The organism is Humibacter sp. (assembly GCF_051954055.1).
Classification (GTDB): domain Bacteria; phylum Actinomycetota; class Actinomycetes; order Actinomycetales; family Microbacteriaceae; genus Humibacter.
In genome coordinates, this window is the sequence record NZ_JBQCIE010000147.1 from 28,794 (window position 1) to 46,253 (window position 17,460).

18 protein-coding genes are annotated in these 17,460 nt (G+C 67.9%); 12 read left to right on the top strand and 6 right to left on the bottom strand.

Annotated elements, in window-relative coordinates:
* The first annotated feature begins 85 nt into the window (after window positions 1-85).
* Entirely contained in the window at window positions 86-874 is a 789-nt protein-coding gene (locus ACTHNC_RS18985; RefSeq protein WP_440296195.1) for a YidC/Oxa1 family membrane protein insertase, read from the top strand.
* Here ACTHNC_RS18985 and ACTHNC_RS18990 read toward each other — a convergent pair.
* Window positions 834-1,817 carry a ribonucleotide-diphosphate reductase subunit beta gene (locus ACTHNC_RS18990; RefSeq protein WP_440296196.1) on the bottom strand — a complete coding sequence of 328 codons (984 nt, stop codon included), beginning with the start codon at window positions 1,815-1,817 and terminating at the stop codon, window positions 834-836. The genes ACTHNC_RS18985 and ACTHNC_RS18990 overlap by 41 nt on opposite strands.
* A 160-nt stretch (window positions 1,818-1,977) precedes the next feature.
* Window positions 1,978-4,461, bottom strand: a complete 2,484-nt coding sequence (locus ACTHNC_RS18995) for a ribonucleoside-diphosphate reductase subunit alpha (RefSeq protein WP_440296197.1) — start codon at window positions 4,459-4,461, stop codon at window positions 1,978-1,980.
* Window positions 4,462-4,926: 465 nt separating this feature from the next.
* On the opposite strand from ACTHNC_RS18995, the gene ACTHNC_RS19000 reads away from it, so the two are divergent.
* Window positions 4,927-6,138 carry an MFS transporter gene (locus ACTHNC_RS19000; RefSeq protein WP_440296198.1) on the top strand — a complete coding sequence of 404 codons (1,212 nt, stop codon included), beginning with the start codon at window positions 4,927-4,929 and terminating at the stop codon, window positions 6,136-6,138.
* 371 nt (window positions 6,139-6,509) lie between these two features.
* On the opposite strand, the gene ACTHNC_RS19005 is transcribed toward ACTHNC_RS19000, so the two are convergent.
* Together ACTHNC_RS19005 and ACTHNC_RS19010 are read right to left on the bottom strand one after the other, a co-directional pair.
* Window positions 6,510-6,884 (bottom strand): tautomerase family protein, encoded by a 375-nt coding sequence (locus ACTHNC_RS19005; protein WP_440296199.1) that lies wholly within the window; start codon window positions 6,882-6,884, stop codon window positions 6,510-6,512.
* A gap of 141 nt (window positions 6,885-7,025) precedes the next feature.
* The gene (locus ACTHNC_RS19010) at window positions 7,026-8,042 is read right to left on the bottom strand and encodes an aldo/keto reductase (RefSeq protein WP_440296254.1); all 1,017 of its coding nucleotides are present in this window, start codon (window positions 8,040-8,042) and stop codon (window positions 7,026-7,028) included.
* Window positions 8,043-8,228: 186 nt separating this feature from the next.
* Between ACTHNC_RS19010 and ACTHNC_RS19015 the strand changes: the two genes are divergently transcribed.
* Genes ACTHNC_RS19015 through ACTHNC_RS19025 form a run of 3 tightly spaced genes read left to right on the top strand, consistent with a single transcriptional unit; the run spans window position 8,229 to window position 10,287 of the window.
* Entirely contained in the window at window positions 8,229-9,392 is a 1,164-nt protein-coding gene (locus tag ACTHNC_RS19015) for an acyl-CoA dehydrogenase family protein (RefSeq protein WP_440296200.1), read from the top strand.
* Between the two features lie 2 nt (window positions 9,393-9,394).
* Entirely contained in the window at window positions 9,395-10,072 is a 678-nt protein-coding gene (locus tag ACTHNC_RS19020) for a hypothetical protein (RefSeq protein WP_440296201.1), read from the top strand.
* Entirely contained in the window at window positions 10,069-10,287 is a 219-nt protein-coding gene (locus ACTHNC_RS19025; protein ID WP_440296202.1) for a DUF6186 family protein, read from the top strand. Before ACTHNC_RS19020 ends, ACTHNC_RS19025 begins: the two co-directional genes overlap by 4 nt.
* A gap of 5 nt (window positions 10,288-10,292) precedes the next feature.
* Here ACTHNC_RS19025 and ACTHNC_RS19030 read toward each other — a convergent pair whose 3' ends face one another.
* Window positions 10,293-10,688, bottom strand: coding sequence for an RNA-binding S4 domain-containing protein (locus tag ACTHNC_RS19030; RefSeq protein WP_440296203.1), 396 nt, complete (start codon window positions 10,686-10,688; stop codon window positions 10,293-10,295).
* A gap of 113 nt (window positions 10,689-10,801) precedes the next feature.
* On the opposite strand from ACTHNC_RS19030, the gene ACTHNC_RS19035 reads away from it, so the two are divergent.
* Together ACTHNC_RS19035 and ACTHNC_RS19040 are read left to right on the top strand one after the other, a co-directional pair.
* Entirely contained in the window at window positions 10,802-11,647 is an 846-nt protein-coding gene (locus ACTHNC_RS19035) for a DUF2510 domain-containing protein (RefSeq protein WP_440296204.1), read from the top strand.
* A gap of 63 nt (window positions 11,648-11,710) precedes the next feature.
* The gene (locus tag ACTHNC_RS19040) at window positions 11,711-11,869 is read left to right on the top strand and encodes a hypothetical protein (protein WP_440296205.1); all 159 of its coding nucleotides are present in this window, start codon (window positions 11,711-11,713) and stop codon (window positions 11,867-11,869) included.
* A gap of 26 nt (window positions 11,870-11,895) precedes the next feature.
* Here ACTHNC_RS19040 and ACTHNC_RS19045 read toward each other — a convergent pair whose 3' ends face one another.
* Window positions 11,896-12,504: an isochorismatase family protein gene (locus ACTHNC_RS19045; RefSeq protein WP_440296206.1), complete on the bottom strand. Its 609-nt coding sequence runs from the start codon at window positions 12,502-12,504 to the stop codon at window positions 11,896-11,898.
* Between the two features lie 71 nt (window positions 12,505-12,575).
* Here ACTHNC_RS19045 and ACTHNC_RS19050 point away from each other — a divergent pair, with 71 nt between their 5' ends.
* From ACTHNC_RS19050 to ACTHNC_RS19070, 5 genes are all read left to right on the top strand, one after another.
* The gene (locus ACTHNC_RS19050; protein WP_440296207.1) at window positions 12,576-13,433 is read left to right on the top strand and encodes a DUF72 domain-containing protein; all 858 of its coding nucleotides are present in this window, start codon (window positions 12,576-12,578) and stop codon (window positions 13,431-13,433) included.
* 85 nt (window positions 13,434-13,518) lie between these two features.
* The gene (locus ACTHNC_RS19055) at window positions 13,519-14,613 is read left to right on the top strand and encodes a LolA family protein (protein ID WP_440296208.1); all 1,095 of its coding nucleotides are present in this window, start codon (window positions 13,519-13,521) and stop codon (window positions 14,611-14,613) included.
* The gene (locus tag ACTHNC_RS19060) at window positions 14,610-15,605 is read left to right on the top strand and encodes an ABC transporter ATP-binding protein (protein WP_440296209.1); all 996 of its coding nucleotides are present in this window, start codon (window positions 14,610-14,612) and stop codon (window positions 15,603-15,605) included. The genes ACTHNC_RS19055 and ACTHNC_RS19060 overlap by 4 nt, the downstream gene beginning before the upstream one ends.
* Entirely contained in the window at window positions 15,592-16,488 is an 897-nt protein-coding gene (locus ACTHNC_RS19065; RefSeq protein ID WP_440296210.1) for an ABC transporter permease, read from the top strand. The genes ACTHNC_RS19060 and ACTHNC_RS19065 overlap by 14 nt, the downstream gene beginning before the upstream one ends.
* Before the next feature lie 63 nt (window positions 16,489-16,551).
* The gene (locus ACTHNC_RS19070) at window positions 16,552-17,451 is read left to right on the top strand and encodes a DNA-formamidopyrimidine glycosylase family protein (RefSeq protein ID WP_440296211.1); all 900 of its coding nucleotides are present in this window, start codon (window positions 16,552-16,554) and stop codon (window positions 17,449-17,451) included.
* Window positions 17,452-17,460 lie beyond the last annotated feature (9 nt).

A 17,460-nucleotide genomic window follows, 5' to 3' on the forward strand; every position in this document is an offset into this window, starting at 1 on the left:
CGCCCATTCCCGAGCTCCTCGGCTCGTGTCGGCGCTCGCGTCACGCGTTCACCGACCGATCACACGAGACCTTGAGGACACGTTCATGGACCCCTTCTCCTTCCCACCCTTTGCGGCGGTGCTCGACGGCGCCGCCGCCCTCATCACCGGGCTGACGAGCGCGTTCGCGACGGTCGCGCCGACAGGTGTGGCTGCTCTCGCAGCGATCGCGCTCGTCACGGTCGCGGTGCGCGCGGCCCTGCTGCCCGTGGGACTCGCGAACGCGCGGGCGCAGGTCGCGCGGGGCCGCCTCGCTCCGAGACTTCGCGAGTTGCAGCGCCGACACCGCAAAGACCCCACGACACTCAGCCGCAAGACGCAGGAGCTCTACGCCGCCGAAGGCGTGTCGCCGTTCGCCGGCGTGCTTCCGACGTTGCTGCAGATCCCCGTCGTCTCCGTCGTGTACGGCGTCTTCACCAGAACCACGGTGGCGGGACACGCCAACGCGCTGCTTGCGCACACCGTTCTCGGGACGCCGCTCGGGGCATCCTTCGGGCAGTTGATCGCTGCGGGAGCGTTCGCTCAGCTCGCGCTCCCGCTGGCCCTGCTGATGGCCATCGCTACTGTCGCCGTGGTGTCACGCCACCTCGCCCTGCGATCCGCCAGGCAGATCGACCCCGGCACCGGAGCCCACCCGCTTCGCGCGGGTGCTCAGCTGGCTCCCGCTGCTCAGCGTGGTGTTCGCGTCGGTAGCACCGATGGCGGCATCCGTCTATCTCGTGGTGTCGATGTCGTGGACGAGCGTCGAACGCACCTTCGCCGTGCGTCGCTACCTCACGGCTTGACGATGCTGCTCAGCTGCTGGCCTTCGCGTTCGACTCGTACGACGTGTTGATCGACTCGAAGAAGTTCACGAGCTCGAGCGTGTCGTTGGCCGCTGCCATCCACTTCGCCGGGTTCGTGACGTTGTACTCCGGGCCGAACCCGAGCTCCTCGAGCCGGCGGTCGGCGAGGTACTTCACGTACTGGTTGATGTAGTTCGCGTTCAGCCCGAGAATTCCGCCGGGCAACAGGTCGCGGTTGTACTCCTCTTCCATCTCTACGGCGTCGATGATCATCTTCTTGATCTCGGCGGCGAACTCCGGCGTCTGCAGGTCGGGGTTCTCCTCGAGCACCGTGAGGATGAGGTTCATGCCGAACTTGAGGTGCAGCGACTCGTCGCGCACGATCCAGTCCACCAGCGACCCGAAGTTGCGCAGCAGGTTCCGCTGGCGGAACGAGAGCGCGACCATGAACCCGGAGTAGAACCAGATGCCCTCGAGGATGATGTTGTACGCCACCAGGTTGCGGATGAAGTCCTGCTTGCCCGCGGTGGTCGTGATGTCGAGCTTGTCCTCCATCATGCGGCGGATGTACTTGACCTCGAACTCCTCCTTGCGCGCCATGGACGGCACGTCGATGTGGGAGCTGTACGCCTCGTCGCGGTCGATCGGGAACGTCTCGAGCACGTACTCGAACGACATCGAGTGGTTGGCCTCCTCCCACATCTGCTTCGCGAGATAGAGGTGGGCCTCCGCTGCACTGAGGTAGGGGTACACGCCGAACGCGAGCGCCTTGTTCACGAGCAGCTCGTTCGGGTTGAAGTAGCTGACCAGGAACGTCACGGCGTGCCGTTCCTCGTCGGTCATCTTCTTGAAGTCGGCGATGTCCTCGCCCAGCTGCACCTCGTTAGGGAACCACGTGTTCGCCACAGCCTGGTCGTACAGGTCCATCGCCCACTGGTACGTCACCGGCTTGAGCAGCAGCCCCTCTTTGATGCCGGTACCCAGAATTCCCATAGTTCTCTACGCCTCTATCTCGTTCTCGTCGTCGGTCGGGTCGTCGCGCATTACTGGCAGGAGTCGCACTGGAAGGCATCCATCGGATCCTCCGGCACGCCATATTCGCCGATGAACACCGTCTCGCCCACGAACTGCTCTGCGGTGCGCTGGTCGTCCATCACTTGTCACCACCAGCTACGCCGCCGAAGCCGAACCCGCGACGAGCGGGAGCCGGTGCGGATGTCTGACTGCCGGCATCCGCGGCGCTCGCGCCCGCTCCGACACCGGCCGGCACCGCGCCGAAGCCCTTGCGCGCACCGCCGATCTCCTCGGCCTTGTTCACCCGCACGGTCGTCTGCTCGGCCTGGTGGCGCGGCTTCATGTGCAGGTAATACGTCGTCTTCACGCCGCGCTCCCATGCCGCCGCGTAGATGTCGACCATGTCGCCGATGTCGCGCGTCTCGAGGTAGATGTTGCGGCTGATCGACTGGTCGATCCACTTCTGAGCGCGCGCCGCGACCTCCAGGAACGCGTATGGCGAGAGCTGGAAGCTCGTCTTGTACACGCGCTTGATCTCGTCGGGGATGTCGATGATGCCCTGGATGTCCCCCTGGCTGCGCAGCACCTGCTCGCGCACCTTCTCCCAGAGGCCGTGCTGCTGAAGAGCGCCGACCAGGTTGCGGTTCACCTCCAGGAACTTGCCGTTGGAGGTGGAGCGGCTGAAGATCTGCGAGAATTGCGGGTCGAAACCGGGCGTGGTGCCGGCGACGAGCCCGATGGATGCCGTCGGCGCGACCGCCATCAGCGTCGCGTTGCGCATGCCGCCCTTCACCCGCTGGCGCAGCGAGTCCCAGTCCATGCGCGTCTTGCGGTTCACCTTGATCTCGACGCCGCGGTCCTGCTCGGTGATCGCGATCGTGTCGAACGGCACCATTCCCTGCGACCAGCGGGAACCCTGGAAGTTCGGGTACGACCCGCGCTCGGCGGCCAGGTCGACCGACTCCTCGATCGCGTAGTAGGAGATGCGCTCGGCGACCTCATCGATGAGGTCGTACGCCTCTTCGGACTCGTAGCTGAGCCCGAGGCGCTCGACGACATCCGTGAAGCCCATGATGCCGAGGCCCACCGCGCGGTTGTTGATGTTGGCGTTGTCGGCCTCCGGCACGGACGACATCGTGATGTCGATCAGGTTGTCCAGCTGACGAATCGCCAGGCGTGCGCTGCGCTCGATCGTCGCCCAGTTGAATGTGCCGTCGTCCTGCAGATGGCGGGACAGGTTGATCGAGGCCAGGTTGCAGACCGCGATGTTGTCGATGTCCTGCGGCAGGCAGATCTCGGTGCACAGGTTCGAGAGGTGGATGGTGCCCGTGTTGTTGTTCAGGGCACGGTTGTTGATGGTGTCCTTCCAGGTCAGCCACGGGTGGCTGGTGGTCTGCAGGCTCATCAGCATGTCCTTGAACACGGAGCGGGCCGTGGTGCGCTTGAACATGCGAAGGCGCCCGGCCTCGGCCTCTTCGATGTAGTGCGCGTAGCGCTCGGAGAACGCCTTGCCGTAGAGCTCATTGAGGTCGGCGACCTCGAGCGGGTCGAAGTAGTACCACGGCTCGTCGTGCTGCACGCGCTTCATGAACTCGTCGCTGATCCACACCGCCGTGTTCGCCGTGCGGGTGCGGCGGTACGGGTCTCCCGAGTTCTGGCGCAGGTCGAGGAACTCCGGGAAGTCGAGGTGCCAGTTCTCCATGTAGAAGCACAGCGCACCGAACTTCTTGCCGCCGCGGCTCACGGCACGCAGCACGGAGTCGATCGTGTGCATGAACGGGATCGGGCCGGTCGAGGTGGTGTTGTTGGACCGGATCGGCGAGCCCTGGGAGCGCAGCTTGGTCACCGAGAGGCCGATGCCGCCGGTGCCCTTCGTGATCCACATGACGTCGCGCACGCTCTTGGCGATGTGCTCGATGTCGTCGTGCATCTCCATGACGAAGCAGTTGGAGAGCTGCGGGAACTTCGTGCCGGCGTTGACGAGGGTGGAGCCGGCCGCGAGGTAGTCGAGACGCGACATGGTCTCGTAGAACTCGATCGCGATGCCGGTCGGGTCCGTCTCGTTGAGGGACAGGCCCATGGCGATGCGCATCCAGAAGTACTGCGGAACCTCGAGCGGGTCGCCGTTGCGTGCCTTGATGCCGTAGCGGTTGTTCAGCGTGACGAGGCCGATGTACTTGAGCAGGCCGTCGTTGGCGGGCTCGAGCACGGACGCCAGGCGGTCGAGGTCGAAGAGGTCGGGAAAGCGCGGGTCGAGCAGTTCCTCGTTCACGCCCCGCTCGATGTAGGCGCGGAAGCCCTCTCGGTGGAGTCGCTTGAGCTCATCGTCGTTCTCGTAGTCGCCGAGGACGCGCTTGTAGATGGTCTTCAGCAGCAGGCGGGCGGCGACGGTGTCGAAAGCAGGGTCATCCTTGACGTTCTGCAGCGCCACCTGGATCACGGCCTCGTCGAGCTGCTGCGTGGTGATGCCGTCGAACAGGGTCAGTTCGAGTTCGCTCGCGATCTGGGTGACCCAGGTGATGTTCTCGTCGAGCCCCTCCGAGGCCTTCTCGATCGCCAGGTTGATCTTGTTCGCGTCGTACGGCTCCCTCTCGCCGTTGCGCTTCACGACCGTGATTGTCACTTCGCCTCTTCCTCCACTACTGCTCGTGGCCTCCGTGCGGAAGCCGTCGACCCGCACTGTCAAGCGGAGTCGCCGAAGCAGCCCGGCCGTTCGACGTGCCTCCGCACGCCTCTCGGCCCGACGCCCCATCTCCCCCGTGTTCTACCCCGGGCTCGTACCCGGATCCCCACGCCACCGTCGTCTTCACTCATCGTCCGGCAGACCGCCGACATCCGGTTCGTGCGCTCGTGGCGACGCTGCTCGGAAGCGATCTGCCGGCCTCGGGAGGCCCCGACTGGACCGGCGTGTGACCACTATATAGCGGGGTGCTCGGGAGCGCTCAACCCTAGATGTTGTGGGCGTGTCGTCCACAGAATGTGGATAAGTTCGCGGAGTTATCCCCAGTTTCCCCAGGCGCTTCGGGGCGTATCCACGCCGCGACGAGGGCGAGGAGAATGCCCGATCGGCACATAGTATTGACCGCTAGTGAGCGCATATTCGGACCTGCTGAAGACGCCCGGTGTCGGCCGGATCATCGCTGCGCAGCTCACCGCGAGATTCCCCAGCGGCATGCTCTCGCTCGCGCTTCTCACCCACATCGAGCGTGTGCATCACACGTACGGTGCCGCCGGCCTTGTGTTGGCCGCTGCGAGCATCGGTCAGGCGGTCGCCGGGCCGCTCACCAGCCGCCTGATGGGGCGAGTCGGCATGCGCCCCGTACTCATCGCGACCACAGCGGTGTGCGCCGCGACGATCACGCTGATCGCACTCGTGGTCATGCCCATCCCGGTCACGATGGCGGTCGCGCTCGTCGGTGGCCTCGCCACGCCGCCCGTGCAACCGGCCGTACGAACGATCTATCCGAAGCTCGTCAACTCGCGCCTCCTGACGCCGCTGTTCTCGCTGGATGCCTCGGCGCAGGAGATCATCTGGATCGCCGGTCCCGTGGTCATCACGTTCATCGCCACGCAGATCTCGACCACTATCGGGTTGCTGGTGTGCGCTGCGGTGATGCTCGCGGGTGGCGCGTGGTTCGTGGCGTCACCGGAGCTCGGGCGGGTGCGCATCCCTCGCAGCAAGCGCCGATTCGGCGCCGTGCTTCGACGGCCGACCGTGATGCTCGCCACCATCGTCGGATTCCTGCTCGTCGGCTCGTGCGCCGCAATAGAGGCCGGCGTGATCGCGAACTTCGGCGACAAGGGCCCGGAGGCCGGAATCGTTCTGGCGATCTGGTCGCTGGGCTCGCTCGCCGGCGGGTTCGCGCTCGGCGCTGTGCCGATCGGGCCGTGGGCGCTGGCCCGGCGCATGCTCATCGTGTTCGTCGGCATCGTGCTCGCGAGCCTCTGGATCACGAATATCTGGTGGCTGGCAGCGCTGCTGGTGATCGCGGGCGCCGGAATCGCGCCGGCGCTGGCGGTGATCTTCGCCATCGTCTCCTCGAGCGTGAAGTTCTCCGACACCGCCGAGGCGTACGGCTGGGTCGGCACCGGGCAGCTGATCGGTGCGGCGCTCGGAAGCGCCGTCGCCGGCTTCCTCATCGACCGCTACACCGCGATCGGGGCCTTCTGGGTGGCCGCCGTGCTCGCCGCGATCGGCGTGCTCGTCCCTTTGATCGGGAAGCGGTGGCATCCGGATCTGCGCGGCAAGGATGCCAGCCCGATCCCGGATACGGAGCCCGTGCCGCTGCCCCCGAGCTGACCGCGGCCCGGCGCCCGTTCCGCGCACGAGGAAAGCTCGGGCGCGCATCCGCTACGCCCATCGGCATCCGCTACACCTATCGGCATCCGCTACACCTATCGGCATCCGCTACACGAAATACCAGTAGCGGATGCCGATTTGTGTAGCGCCAAGCCCCCGAGTGCGTGGCCTGCGGGTGCCACGCCCACTGTTACCGCGTCCGAACAGCGACGGGGTCTTCTCGCTCTACTATCGGGGCCGTTCCGATCCGCGCGGCGTGCGAGTGCGCGCTGCGCGCGGCTCGCGGCCTGGGTCAGTGAGTGCCGGCCCGCAGAGGAGCTACCGCTCGAAGGAAGAGAGCCCGACGAAGCGACCGCGCCGCAAGCATCCGCTCACTGCACGTACTGAGCGATTCCATCACCGAACGACCAATCGGCCAGGTCGTTCTCGATCAGAGTGATCAGGATGTTGCGCGGCTCGACACCGATGGCGGCCGCCTTCTCAGCGACGGCAGCGTAGAACGCCTTCTTCTGCTCGACCGTGCGGCCGCCGCGCAGCACGACCTGGATCATGACTGCTCCTGAGTCCCGCCGGATACCCAGGTAGCCGGTATCGGCGACCACTCGCGACGCCCCGCCGGTGAGTACCTGGAAGTGATCGTCGGCCGGAATGCCGATGGCCTCCACGAGCGCTTCGTGGACGGCCAGACCGAGCCGATCGAGCAACTCCGGCGGGGTGCCCGTGCTATCGATGCGTACGAGTGGCATGAGTCGACACTATCGGGCAGCGTGCGAGCCTGATCGAGTCAGCGGGCGCGGGCCGCGCGCGACAGGGCAGGGCGTCGTTGACGTCGTCATCCGGTCTCCGTCAGCCTCCGTGTCGCTGACGGGATGCGCCGCCGACCCCCGTCACCACCTGTCGTGCACGCTCGCACGGAAGTACTCGTCGTAGATCTCGTGCACGGCCCGGTCGAACTCGGCGCCAAGCGGCGCGACGGAGCCGGCGGCGGCGTTGGAGCGTGCCTGATCCACGTTACGTGCGCCGGGTATGACGGAACTGACGGCAGGCTGCTGCGCCACCCAGGCGAGCGCCGCCTTCGCCGGAGTGAGCTTGTCGGCGCATTCGATGCCGAGCGACTCGCGTACGGATGTCACGACATCCGCGAATCGCCTCGCGGCCTCGACCCCGGTGTCGTAGTCCACACCCGAGAACGTCTCGCCCACGTCGAACGCCTCGCCGTGCCGGTTGAACGTGCGATGGTCCTGCGGGGCGAACGTCGTCTCCTTCGTGTAGCGGCCGCTGAGCAGGCCGCTCGCCAGCGGGACCCGAGCGATGATGCCGACACCGGCATCCTGTGCAGCGGGAAGCACGCGGTCGAGCGGCTTGAGCCGGAACGCGTTCAGGATGATCTGCACGGTCGCCACGTTCGGTCGCGCGATGGCGGTTAGCGCCTCGTCGCAACGTTCGACGCTCACGCCGTAGTTCGCGATCGCGCCCTCGTCGACGAGCGTGTCGAGCGCGTCGAAGACCTCGTCGCTGGAGTAGACGGCCGTCGGCGGGCAGTGCAGCTGCACGAGGTCGAGCGTGTCGGTGCGCAGGTTCGCGCGGGAGCGGTCGATCCACTCCCTGAAGTTCTTCAGCGTGTAGTTCTCCGGCACCTGATCGGCACGGCGTCCCATCTTGGTCGCGACCGTGACGCCAGCATCCGGATGCGCGGCGCGGAAACGGCCGATGATGCTCTCGCTGCGTCCGTCGCCGTACACGTCGGCCGTGTCGAAGAACGTCACGCCCGCCTCGGCGGATGCCTCAAGCACGGCGAGCGCGTCCGCCTCGCTCACGCTGCCCCAGTCGGCGCCCAGCTGCCAGGTTCCGAGTCCGATGACGGACACCGTGCGTCCGGTGCGGCCGAGCGTGCGGTTCTCCATAGTGCGCTCCTGCATGCGGGCCACCATAGCCGGGTGCGCGCGCTGGAGCGTGCAGCGAGCGATGTCAACCGGCCGCGGGCCGGGTCATGCAGCGTATCGCGGCTCCGCCGCTCACGCCCTCAATCGGCTCGGCACCGAGCGCGAGCGCTCGGTGCTCTCGCCTCAATCGGGCGTAACCTGAGAGACGTGAGCGAGTCTGCTGTGCGCGTGCTGTCGGACGAACTGCTGGAGCGCATCCGATCCCGGGCCGCAGGACACGACCGCGACAACACCTTCTTCACCGAGGATCTCGCCGAGCTCGCCGACGCGGGCTACCTGCGCGCTCTGGTGCCGGAGGAGTTCGGCGGCCTGGGGCTTTCGCTGCGCGAGGTGGCGCGCGAGCAGGTTCGACTGGCATCCGCTGCGCCGGCGACCGCGCTCGCCGTGAACATGCACCTGGTCTGGACGGGCGTGGCGAAGGTGCTGCGCGACCGCGGCGACGACTCGCTGGAGTTCGTGCAGCGCGAGGCGGGCGCGGGCGAGGTGTTCGGGTTCGGCATCAGCGAGGGCGGCAACGACCTCGTGCTCTTCGGCTCGCGAACGGATGCCCGCCCCGACGGTGAAGGCGGCTACACGTTCCACGGCACCAAGATCTTCACCTCCCTCTCACCCGCCTGGACACGGCTGGGCACGATGGGCCTCGACTCCACGAGCGAGGATGCCCCGAAGATCGTGTTTGGCTTCATCGACCGCTCCGAAGGCGGATTCGAGATCGCCAACGACTGGAACACGCTCGGAATGCGGGCAACGCAGTCGAACTCCACGCGTCTGAACGGTGCCCACGCTCCCGCCGACCGCATCGTGCGCAGACTGGACCCCGGACCCAACGCCGACCTGCTCACGTTCGGCATCTTCTCGAACTTCGAGCTTCTGCTGGCCGCCGTGTACACCGGAATCGGTGCGCGCGCGCTCGAGCTCGCGGTCGAGGCGGTGAACAAGCGCACCTCGATGAAGAACGACGGTCGCTCGTACGCGCAGGATCCGGACATCCGCTGGCGGATCGCCGACGCCGCGATCGCGCAGGATGCCCTGTACCCGCAGCTGGACGCCATCACGGGCGACGTCGACGCCCTCGTCGACCATGGCGGGCAGTGGTTCGCGAAGCTGGTCGGCATGAAGGTGCGGGCGACCGAGACCGCTCGCGACGTGGTCGACAAGGCGATCAGGGTCTCCGGTGGCGGCAGCTACTTCGCCGGCAGCGAGCTGGGGCGCCTGTACCGCGATGTGCTCGCCGGCATGTTCCATCCATCCGACGACGAGTCGGCCCACTCCACTGTGGCGACCGCCTGGCTTGGTCCGATCGAGGCCTGATCGTGGCCGGTCGGTCCTCGTCACGGCGGCCGGAGAAGGGCCGGCTGCGGGATGCCCGCACCCGCCGAGCGCGGTTCGGTGCGCGCCTGCGCCTGGACTGGTGGTGGATCGCCATCCTCCTGATCTGCGGATCGTTCCAGATCTACCGCGGTGCGCCCATCGACGGCGCGTTCTTCCTCGCGGCAGGTGTGGCACTGCTGGCGGATGCCGCGGGTTGGCTGCGCCGACTGGACCGCTATCCGCTTCCGCGCGTGAACCTGACGGTGCAGATAGTGCTCGGCGTGCTCGCCGTCGCGGTCATCACGCTCGCGCCGCAGTGGAGCGTCGCCGACCTCGTCGTGGTGTGCGTGATCGGGGCGACGGCCGTGATCGTGAGCTGGCGCGGGGACGACATCTACCCGGTAGACACCGAGGCTGAACGATCCGTCGAGCAGGCGGAGGCGCTGCGGCGTGCCGCCGTCAGGTCAGCCGTGCTGTGGGCGTGCGCCGGCGTCTTCCTCTGCCTGTGGGAACTGCTGCACTTCTTCCTCGCCATGCCGTCTCCGCAGGCCGAGTGGGACCATCCAGTGCTCTCCGACCTCATCGATCCGATCGTCGCCAACCCGATCGGCCGCGCGGTCTGCGCGACGCTGTGGATCCTGGGCGGGGCGGCGCTTCTGCGCAGAGGGAGGCATCCGTGACCCGCATCATCACGATCGCCGGCTTCGTCTCGGTCGGTGTCTTCGGCATCGTGCTCGCCTGGTACGCGTGGCGGGTGCCCGACCGGCTCGCGTCTTTCGGCACGCTGCTCGACCGGGTGATGACGTCGCGGGCCGTGCGCATCACGCTCGTGCTGTTCTGGTGGTGGCTGGGCTGGCACTTCTTCGCGGCGGCGCCTCTCCCGGCGTCGTCGTAACACCTTCAATGGCGCCCGCGGAGCCGCTCGAGTTCCCGGCGATCGCGTTTCGTGGGACGGCCGGCGCCGCGCTCGCGGATGACCGCTGCAGGCTGCTCGACTCGGGGCGGCAGCGCCGGCGTGCGGTCCAGGTACGCCGCCTGCGCGATGGGCGCGCCGACACGCTTGGTGAGGATGCCGCGCACCTGAACGATGTGCTCGCGATCGGTCGTCACGCGCACCTCGTCACCGACCCGCACGATCTGCGCGGGCTTCGCGCGCTCACCGTTGACCTTCACGTGTCCGGCCTTGCACGCGGCGGTCGCCAGCGACCTCGTCTTGTAGAAACGCACCGACCAGACCCAGATGTCGGCGCGTGTGGATCCCGTCGTCATCGGTTCGCTGCTGGTGCCACCGGCCATCGCCCCATCGTAGGCATGGCCACTGCAGAGCCGGCCGCTGGAGCAGTCTTAATCGGTTGCGCTACGCTCACGGCGTGCCCCTGGCAGGGCACACGCGACGCAGGAGAACACCCATGACCGACCCCAACCAGCATCAGACACCTCCGGCCTGGTATCCGGACCCCGACCCGAACAACCCGGGCGGGCAGCGGTGGTGGGACGGCGCGCGGTGGACAGAGCACTCCCGCCCTGCGGTTCCTGCGCCTCAGCCGCTGTACGACGCCGGGCAGGATGCCCGTCCGCCCGCGGCGCGGCACCCGACCAGCACGCAGCCCGGCTACGCTCGGCCCTCGCAGCCGGCATACCCGCCGTCGGCGACGCAACCGACCTACGCCCCGACCCCGGCTCCCGCGTACGCTTCGGGCGGCTACGCAGGGGCGACCCCGGACGCTGCGGCGTTCCCGCCCGTGAAGCCCGGGACATCCGCACACACCTGGGCCATCTGGCTCGTCGTCGGGCTTCCGCTGCTCACCGCGATCGCTTACATGTTCGTCGACTTCACGGCGTACTTCCGTGCGATCATCGCGCTGAGCGCCTCCGGATCGACCCCGGGCAGCGGTGACGTCTCCCGCTTCTCGTCCGCCTTGAGCGGATTCGTCATCGAGGTGCTCCTGATCGACGTGCTCGGCCTCGTGATCTACGGGCTCAGCGTGATGTTCGCCTACTTCGACTGGCGCGAGCTTCAGAGGCGCGGCTTCGTGCGCCCCTTCCACTGGGCCTGGACGTTCCTCGGCCAGCCGGTCTACGTGATCGGTCGCACCGTGGTGGCGCGTCGCCGAGGCGGGACGGACACGATGTGGCCGATCTGGGGCATGATCGCCGTGTTCGTCATCATCATCGTGCTGGTGGTCATCAAGGTGGTCATGGTGTTCAACGTCATCTACTCGACGGTGGGAACGTACGGACCCGGGGTGTCCTGAGCGCGCGACACGGCCCTGGCCCACGATAAGGTTGGGTTCGGGCACGACGAGAGGGAGCGTTCCGTGGAGTACTTGGTCTTCGCTGCAGGCGCGGTGATCTTCGGGCTGTTCTGCTTGTGGGCCTTCTACGACGCCGCGAAGGATGCTCACACGCGCAAGACGCACCCCGAGCGTGCCGCGATCGTCGACACCGAGCACCACGCGATCGAGGGCAGCCACTAGCCGCCCCGAGGCTCGCCTCGAGCGTCTCAGTCGTCGCTGCGAGCCAATTTGTCGTCGCTGCGAGCCAATTTCGCTCCGGCGGCGCGCAGCTCCTCCAGAGCGCGCTCGCTCGAGTCCGATGAGACGCCGGCCACGAGGTCGACGAGCACCCGGACATCCCGCCCGTCGGAAAGGGCGTCCAGCGCTGATGCCCGCACGCAGTAGTCCGTCGCGATTCCGACGACATCCAGTTCGCGCACGTCGGCGGCATCGAGCACGTCGCTGAGACCGGCGCCGTCGTCCGAGGTGCCCTCGTAGATGGAGTACGCCGGAACGCCCTGCCCCTTGCGGATGTGCACGTCGACGCGGCCGGCATCCAGGGCCGGGTGGTATTCGGCGCCCGACGTGCCGGCGACGCAGTGCACCGGCCAGGTGGTGACGAAGTCCGGTTCGGCGCCCGCCGCGGCGAAATGGCCGCCGTTGTCGTCGTCCGCGTTGTGCCAGTCCCTGGAGGCCACCACGAGGTCGTACCTGTCGCCGCTTCCGGCGAGCATCCGCGTGATTCCGGCCGCGACCGCGGCTCCCCCGGCCACACCGAGGGCGCCTCCCTCGGTGAAGTCGTTCTGCACGTCGATGATCAGAAGCCCGCGCGCCACTCCTTCATTGTGCCCGAGCATCCCTTGGTCCACCCCGAGCGCTGCCGGGCATGCGCGGGCAGACTGGACGGATGAGCCCTCGAGCGTTCGTCGGCACCTCCGGTTGGCGGTACCCGTCGTGGCGGGGCGACTTCTATCCGAAGGGCCTTCGGCAGAGGGACGAGCTCGCATACATCGCGACTCGGATGAACACGGTCGAGCTGAACGGGTCCTTCTACTCGCTGCAGTGGCCGACGTCGTACCGGCGCTGGCACGACGAGACGCCCGACGGCTTCGTGTTCGGGGTGAAGGGCGGCCGCTACATCACCCACATGCTGCGCCTGCGCGGCATCGAACAGGCGATGGCGAACTTCTTCGCGTCGGGAGTTCTGCTGCTCGGCGACAAGCTGGGTCCTGTGCTGTGGCAGCGGCCCGAGCGGGTCGAGTTCGACGCCGAGCTGCTCCTGGGTTTCTGCTCGCTGCTGCCGTCGACCATGCGCGAGGCGGCGGAGCTCGCCGTGAGGCACGACGAGAAGGTGAAGCGGGTGGAGGTGCCGTCGCTGAGCGACCTCGCAGCCGGGGCGGACGCACCGATACTGCACGCGCTGGAGCCTCGTCACTCCAGCTTTGCGGATGCTCGGGCTGCCGACATCCTTCGCCGTCACGGTGTCGCCATGGTGCTGGCGGACTCCGCCGGACGCTTCCCGGTGTTCGATGAGCCGACGGCCGGGTTCGTGTACGCGAGGCTGCACGGCGGTGAGGAGCTCTACACCAGCGGATACGACGAAACGTCGCTGAGGGTCTGGGCCGACCGGATGCTGCGGCAGTCCGCGGCGGATGACGCCGATCGCGACATCTACGTCTACTTCGACAACGACGCGAAGGGCTTCGCTCCATACGACGCGTTGGCGATGGCCGGTCTGCTGGGAAGCGTGTCGCCGGAAACGTGATGGATCGTCCCAGCCAGGTCGGAGCATTCGGGGGTTAGCCTGGCGCTCAGGGCCCACCCTCAAGGATTCCGCGAGGAGATTCGTGATGAAGAGACTTCTGAAGTGGCTGCCGGCCGTCGTGGCGCCGGTCGTGGTCGCGGGTGCCGTGGCGGCTCCCGCCTTCGCCAGCGGGCTGAGCGAGGCGCGCACGTCCACCCCGTCGGCGGCGCAGGTGCTCGCGCTGATGGCCAAGGCCAAGGATGCCCATTACTCCGGCAGCATCACCCAGTCGAGTGATCTCGGACTGCCCGAACTCCCGTCGGGTGCGATGGGCAGCGCGGGAAGCGGATCGTCGAACGCCCAGGCATCGAGCATTTTGGAGCTGCTGACGGCGTCGCACAAGGCGCAGGTCTACGTCGACGGTCAGAGCAAGCAGCGCATCCAGGTGCTGGACAGCCTCGCTGAGCGCGATGTCGTGCGCAACGGCACCGACCTGTGGACGTGGGACTCGAAGACGAACAAGGCCCTGCACGTGAAGCTGCCGTCGAAGACGGCGTCCCAAGACGGGGCCTCCGCGACACCGACCGCCACCCCGCAGAGCCTGGCCGACAAGCTCGTGCAGAACGCGAGCAAGACGTCGACGCTCACCGTCTCGAAGGGCTCGGTGGCCTCGCACGACGTGTGGCAGCTGACGATCACGCCGAAGACGACCGGCACGCTCGTCGGCAAGGCCGTTCTGTCCGTCGACACGAAGACCGGAGTGCCACTGGCCGCCGAGATCGACGCGCGTGGGCAGAAGACGTCAGCGGTGTCCGTCGCGTTCACGCGCGTCGACTTCGGCACGCCGGCCGCGTCGAACTTCACGTTCACTCCGCCGAAGGGTGCGAAGGTGACGCAGAAGTCGCTGCCGTCGCACGGCTCGCACGCCACGCATCCCGACAACCGCGTGCCCGGCTCGTTCGAGCGCCCGAACATCATCGGCTCCGGGTGGACCTCGATCGTGGCCGTTCCGGCCGGATCGCTCGGCGCCGGCATGTCCAGCCTCACTGCCGGTCAGTCGCACCTGCTGAACGAGCTCACCCAGTCCGTTGACGGTGGCCGAGGCCTTCAGACCTCGTTGTTCTCGGTGCTGATCACCTCGGACGGACGCGTGTACGCGGGCGCCGTTCCGCTCAGCGCGCTCGAGTCGGCGGCCAAGTGACGTCGGTCGGCGCGGCGCCCGGAACGACGGCCGCGCCGGCCAGCGGCGTTCCCGGCGGCGCGCCCGAACTCGCGATCGCCAGCACCGGGCTGACCAAGCGATTCGGACGTCAGGTCGCGGTCGACGGCCTCGAGCTGCGGGTTCCGCGCGGGTCGGTGTACGGCTTCCTCGGTCCGAACGGGTCGGGCAAGACGACCACGATCCGCATGCTGCTCGGGCTGACGGCGCCGAACGCAGGCGAGGTGGAGCTGCTCGGAGAACGGATGCCACGAGCATCCGCCACCGTGCTCCCCCGAGTCGGTGCTCTCGTCGAGGGTCCGGCGTTCTACCCGTTCCTCACCGGACGAGCGAACCTCAGCAGGCTCGACGCCGCCGACCCGAGGTCGGTCTCCAGCACGAGGCGCGATCGGGTCGCGGACGCGCTGGATCGTGTCGGACTGACGCACGCCGCGGACAAGAAGGCGCACGCCTACTCACTCGGCATGAAGCAACGGCTCGGCCTGGCCGGTGCGCTGCTGCGCGAGCGGGAGCTGCTCGTGCTCGACGAGCCCAGCAACGGGCTCGACCCGCAGGGCACGCGCGAGGTGCGCTCGCTCATCCGTCGGCTCGCCGACGAGGGTGCGACGGTCTTCGTCTCCAGCCACCTGCTGAGCGAGGTGGAGCAGCTGTGCAGCCACGTTGCGGTGATGCGCGCGGGCCGGCTGGTCGCATCCGGTTCCCTGGAGGAGCTGCGGGCCACCGGCGGCAGGGAGGCCGTGGTCCGAACTCCGGATGCCCGTGCGGCGGCGTCCGTACTCGCCGGGCGCGGGCTGGATCCGTCGGTTACCGGGGAGACTGTGACGGCGACTCTCGACGCGGACACCGCGGCCGAGGATCTGGTCGCCGCACTGGTCTCCGCCGGCGTTCGCGTGCGCGGGTTCGAGGTGACGTCGCCGTCGCTCGAGGACCGATTCGTGGCACTGACCGGGGAGGGGTTCGATGTCGCAGGGTGAGGCGACAGGGCTGGGGGCGCCGGCCGAGACGCCGGCGAGGGCGGAGCCCGCGGCGGAGACGGCGCACCTGCGTCCGTTCGCGCTTCTCGGGTCCGAGCTCGGCACGTTGTTCCGTCGGCGCCGCACGATCGCGATGCTCGTTGCGCTCGCCGCCGTTCCCGTCCTGATCGCCATCGTGGTGCGCATCACGCACGCCGGGTCCGGCGGACGGGGACCCGCCTTCCTCGGATCCATCACCGACAACGGGCTCTTCGTGGGATTCACCGCGCTCGTGGTGTGCATCCCGCTGTTCCTGCCGCTCACGCTCGGAGTCGTGGCCGGGGACACGATCGCCGGAGAGGCCGGGCTCGGCACCCTGCGCTACCTGCTTGTCGCGCCGGCCGGTCGCATCCGCCTCCTCGTCGTGAAGTACGCGGGCGTTGTCGCGTTCTCGCTCGCGGCCACCGTCGTGATCGTGCTGGCGGGCATCGGCATCGGAGCGCTCCTGTTCCCGATCGGACCGGTCACCCTGCTCTCCGGCGACACCGTCGACGCCGGCGGCTTCTTCGTGCGCACAGCGCTGATGGCCGGATACGTGACGATCTCCCTGCTCGGCCTCGGTGCCATCGGCCTGTTCATCTCGACACTGACGACCGTTCCGGTGGGCGCCATGGCGGCAACGGTCGTGCTCGCCGGAGTGTCGCAGATCCTCGACCAGCTCCCGCAACTCGACTGGCTGCATCCCTGGCTCTTCACGCACTACTGGCTCGGTTTCGGCGACCTGTTGCGCGATCCGATCGTGTGGGACTCGTACGGGCAGAACGCCGTGCTTCAGCTGGGATACATCGTGGTGTTCGGATGCCTGGCGTACGGCAGGTTCGCAACGAAGGACATCCTGAGCTGAGCGGTTCTCGCCCTGGGTCGCCAGTGCGGTGCAGATGTCGCCAGTGCGGTGCAGACTGGTCGGGTGCCCGAACTGCCCGAAGTGCATGCACTGGCCGCCGATCTCGAGAGCCGGTTGCACGGGCATGTCATCGACCGGCTCGACATCACCGCCTTCGCCGCGCTGAAGACCTTCGACCCGCCGGTATCGGCCCTGCACGGGATGCTCGTGGCCGGTGTCGGCCGGCACGGCAAGTTCCTCGACGTCACGGTGGTGCCTGAGGGCGAGGGCGGGTCGGCGCCTGACGAGCTGCACCTGATCGTCCACCTCGCCAGGGCGGGCTGGATCCGCTGGCGCGAGGCTGCGCCGGTGCCCGCCGCCCGCCCACGCGGTCGGAGCGCCGGCCCGCTCGCCGCACGACTCGTGCTCGACGACGGATCGGGCGTCGACATCACCGAGGCGGGAACGAAGAAGAGCCTCGCGATCTACCTGGTTCGCAGCCCCATTCAGGTGCCGGGCATCGCGCGGCTCGGACCCGACCCGCTGGCACCGGAGTTCACCGAGGAGGTCTTCGCGGGCATCCTCGCCGCCGCCGGCCGGGCTCAGATCAAGGGCGTGCTGCGCGACCAGGCGAGAATCGCCGGCATCGGCAACGCGTACTCCGACGAGATTCTGCACGCCGCGAAGATGTCGCCGTTCAAGCCGGCGAACATGCCGGCCGACGACGTGCACGCGTTGTACGAGGCGACCCAGTCGACACTCCGCGACGCGCTGGAGCGTGCGGACGGTCTGAAGGCATCCGAGCTGAAGGCCGAGAAGAAGTCGAACCTGCGCGTGCATGCCAGAACGGGCGAACCGTGCCCGGTGTGCGGCGACACCATCAGGCAGGTCATCTACGCGGACTCGACGTTCCAGTACTGCCCGACCTGCCAGACCGGCGGCAAGCCGCTCGCCGACCGGGTGCTGTCGCGGCTGCTGAAGTAGCGCGCTGAC

Coding starts and splice junctions, on each gene's coding strand:
- ACTHNC_RS18985 (WP_440296195.1), top strand. CDS start 86: ATGGACCCCTTCTCCTTCCCACCCTTTGCGGCGGTGCTCGACGGCGCC.
- ACTHNC_RS18990 (WP_440296196.1), bottom strand. CDS start 1,817: ATGGGAATTCTGGGTACCGGCATCAAAGAGGGGCTGCTGCTCAAGCCG.
- ACTHNC_RS19005 (WP_440296199.1), bottom strand. CDS start 6,884: ATGCCACTCGTACGCATCGATAGCACGGGCACCCCGCCGGAGTTGCTC.
- ACTHNC_RS19010 (WP_440296254.1), bottom strand. CDS start 8,042: ATGGAGAACCGCACGCTCGGCCGCACCGGACGCACGGTGTCCGTCATC.
- ACTHNC_RS19030 (WP_440296203.1), bottom strand. CDS start 10,688: ATGGCCGGTGGCACCAGCAGCGAACCGATGACGACGGGATCCACACGC.
- ACTHNC_RS19035 (WP_440296204.1), top strand. CDS start 10,802: ATGACCGACCCCAACCAGCATCAGACACCTCCGGCCTGGTATCCGGAC.
- ACTHNC_RS19050 (WP_440296207.1), top strand. CDS start 12,576: ATGAGCCCTCGAGCGTTCGTCGGCACCTCCGGTTGGCGGTACCCGTCG.
- ACTHNC_RS19055 (WP_440296208.1), top strand. CDS start 13,519: ATGAAGAGACTTCTGAAGTGGCTGCCGGCCGTCGTGGCGCCGGTCGTG.
- ACTHNC_RS19065 (WP_440296210.1), top strand. CDS start 15,592: ATGTCGCAGGGTGAGGCGACAGGGCTGGGGGCGCCGGCCGAGACGCCG.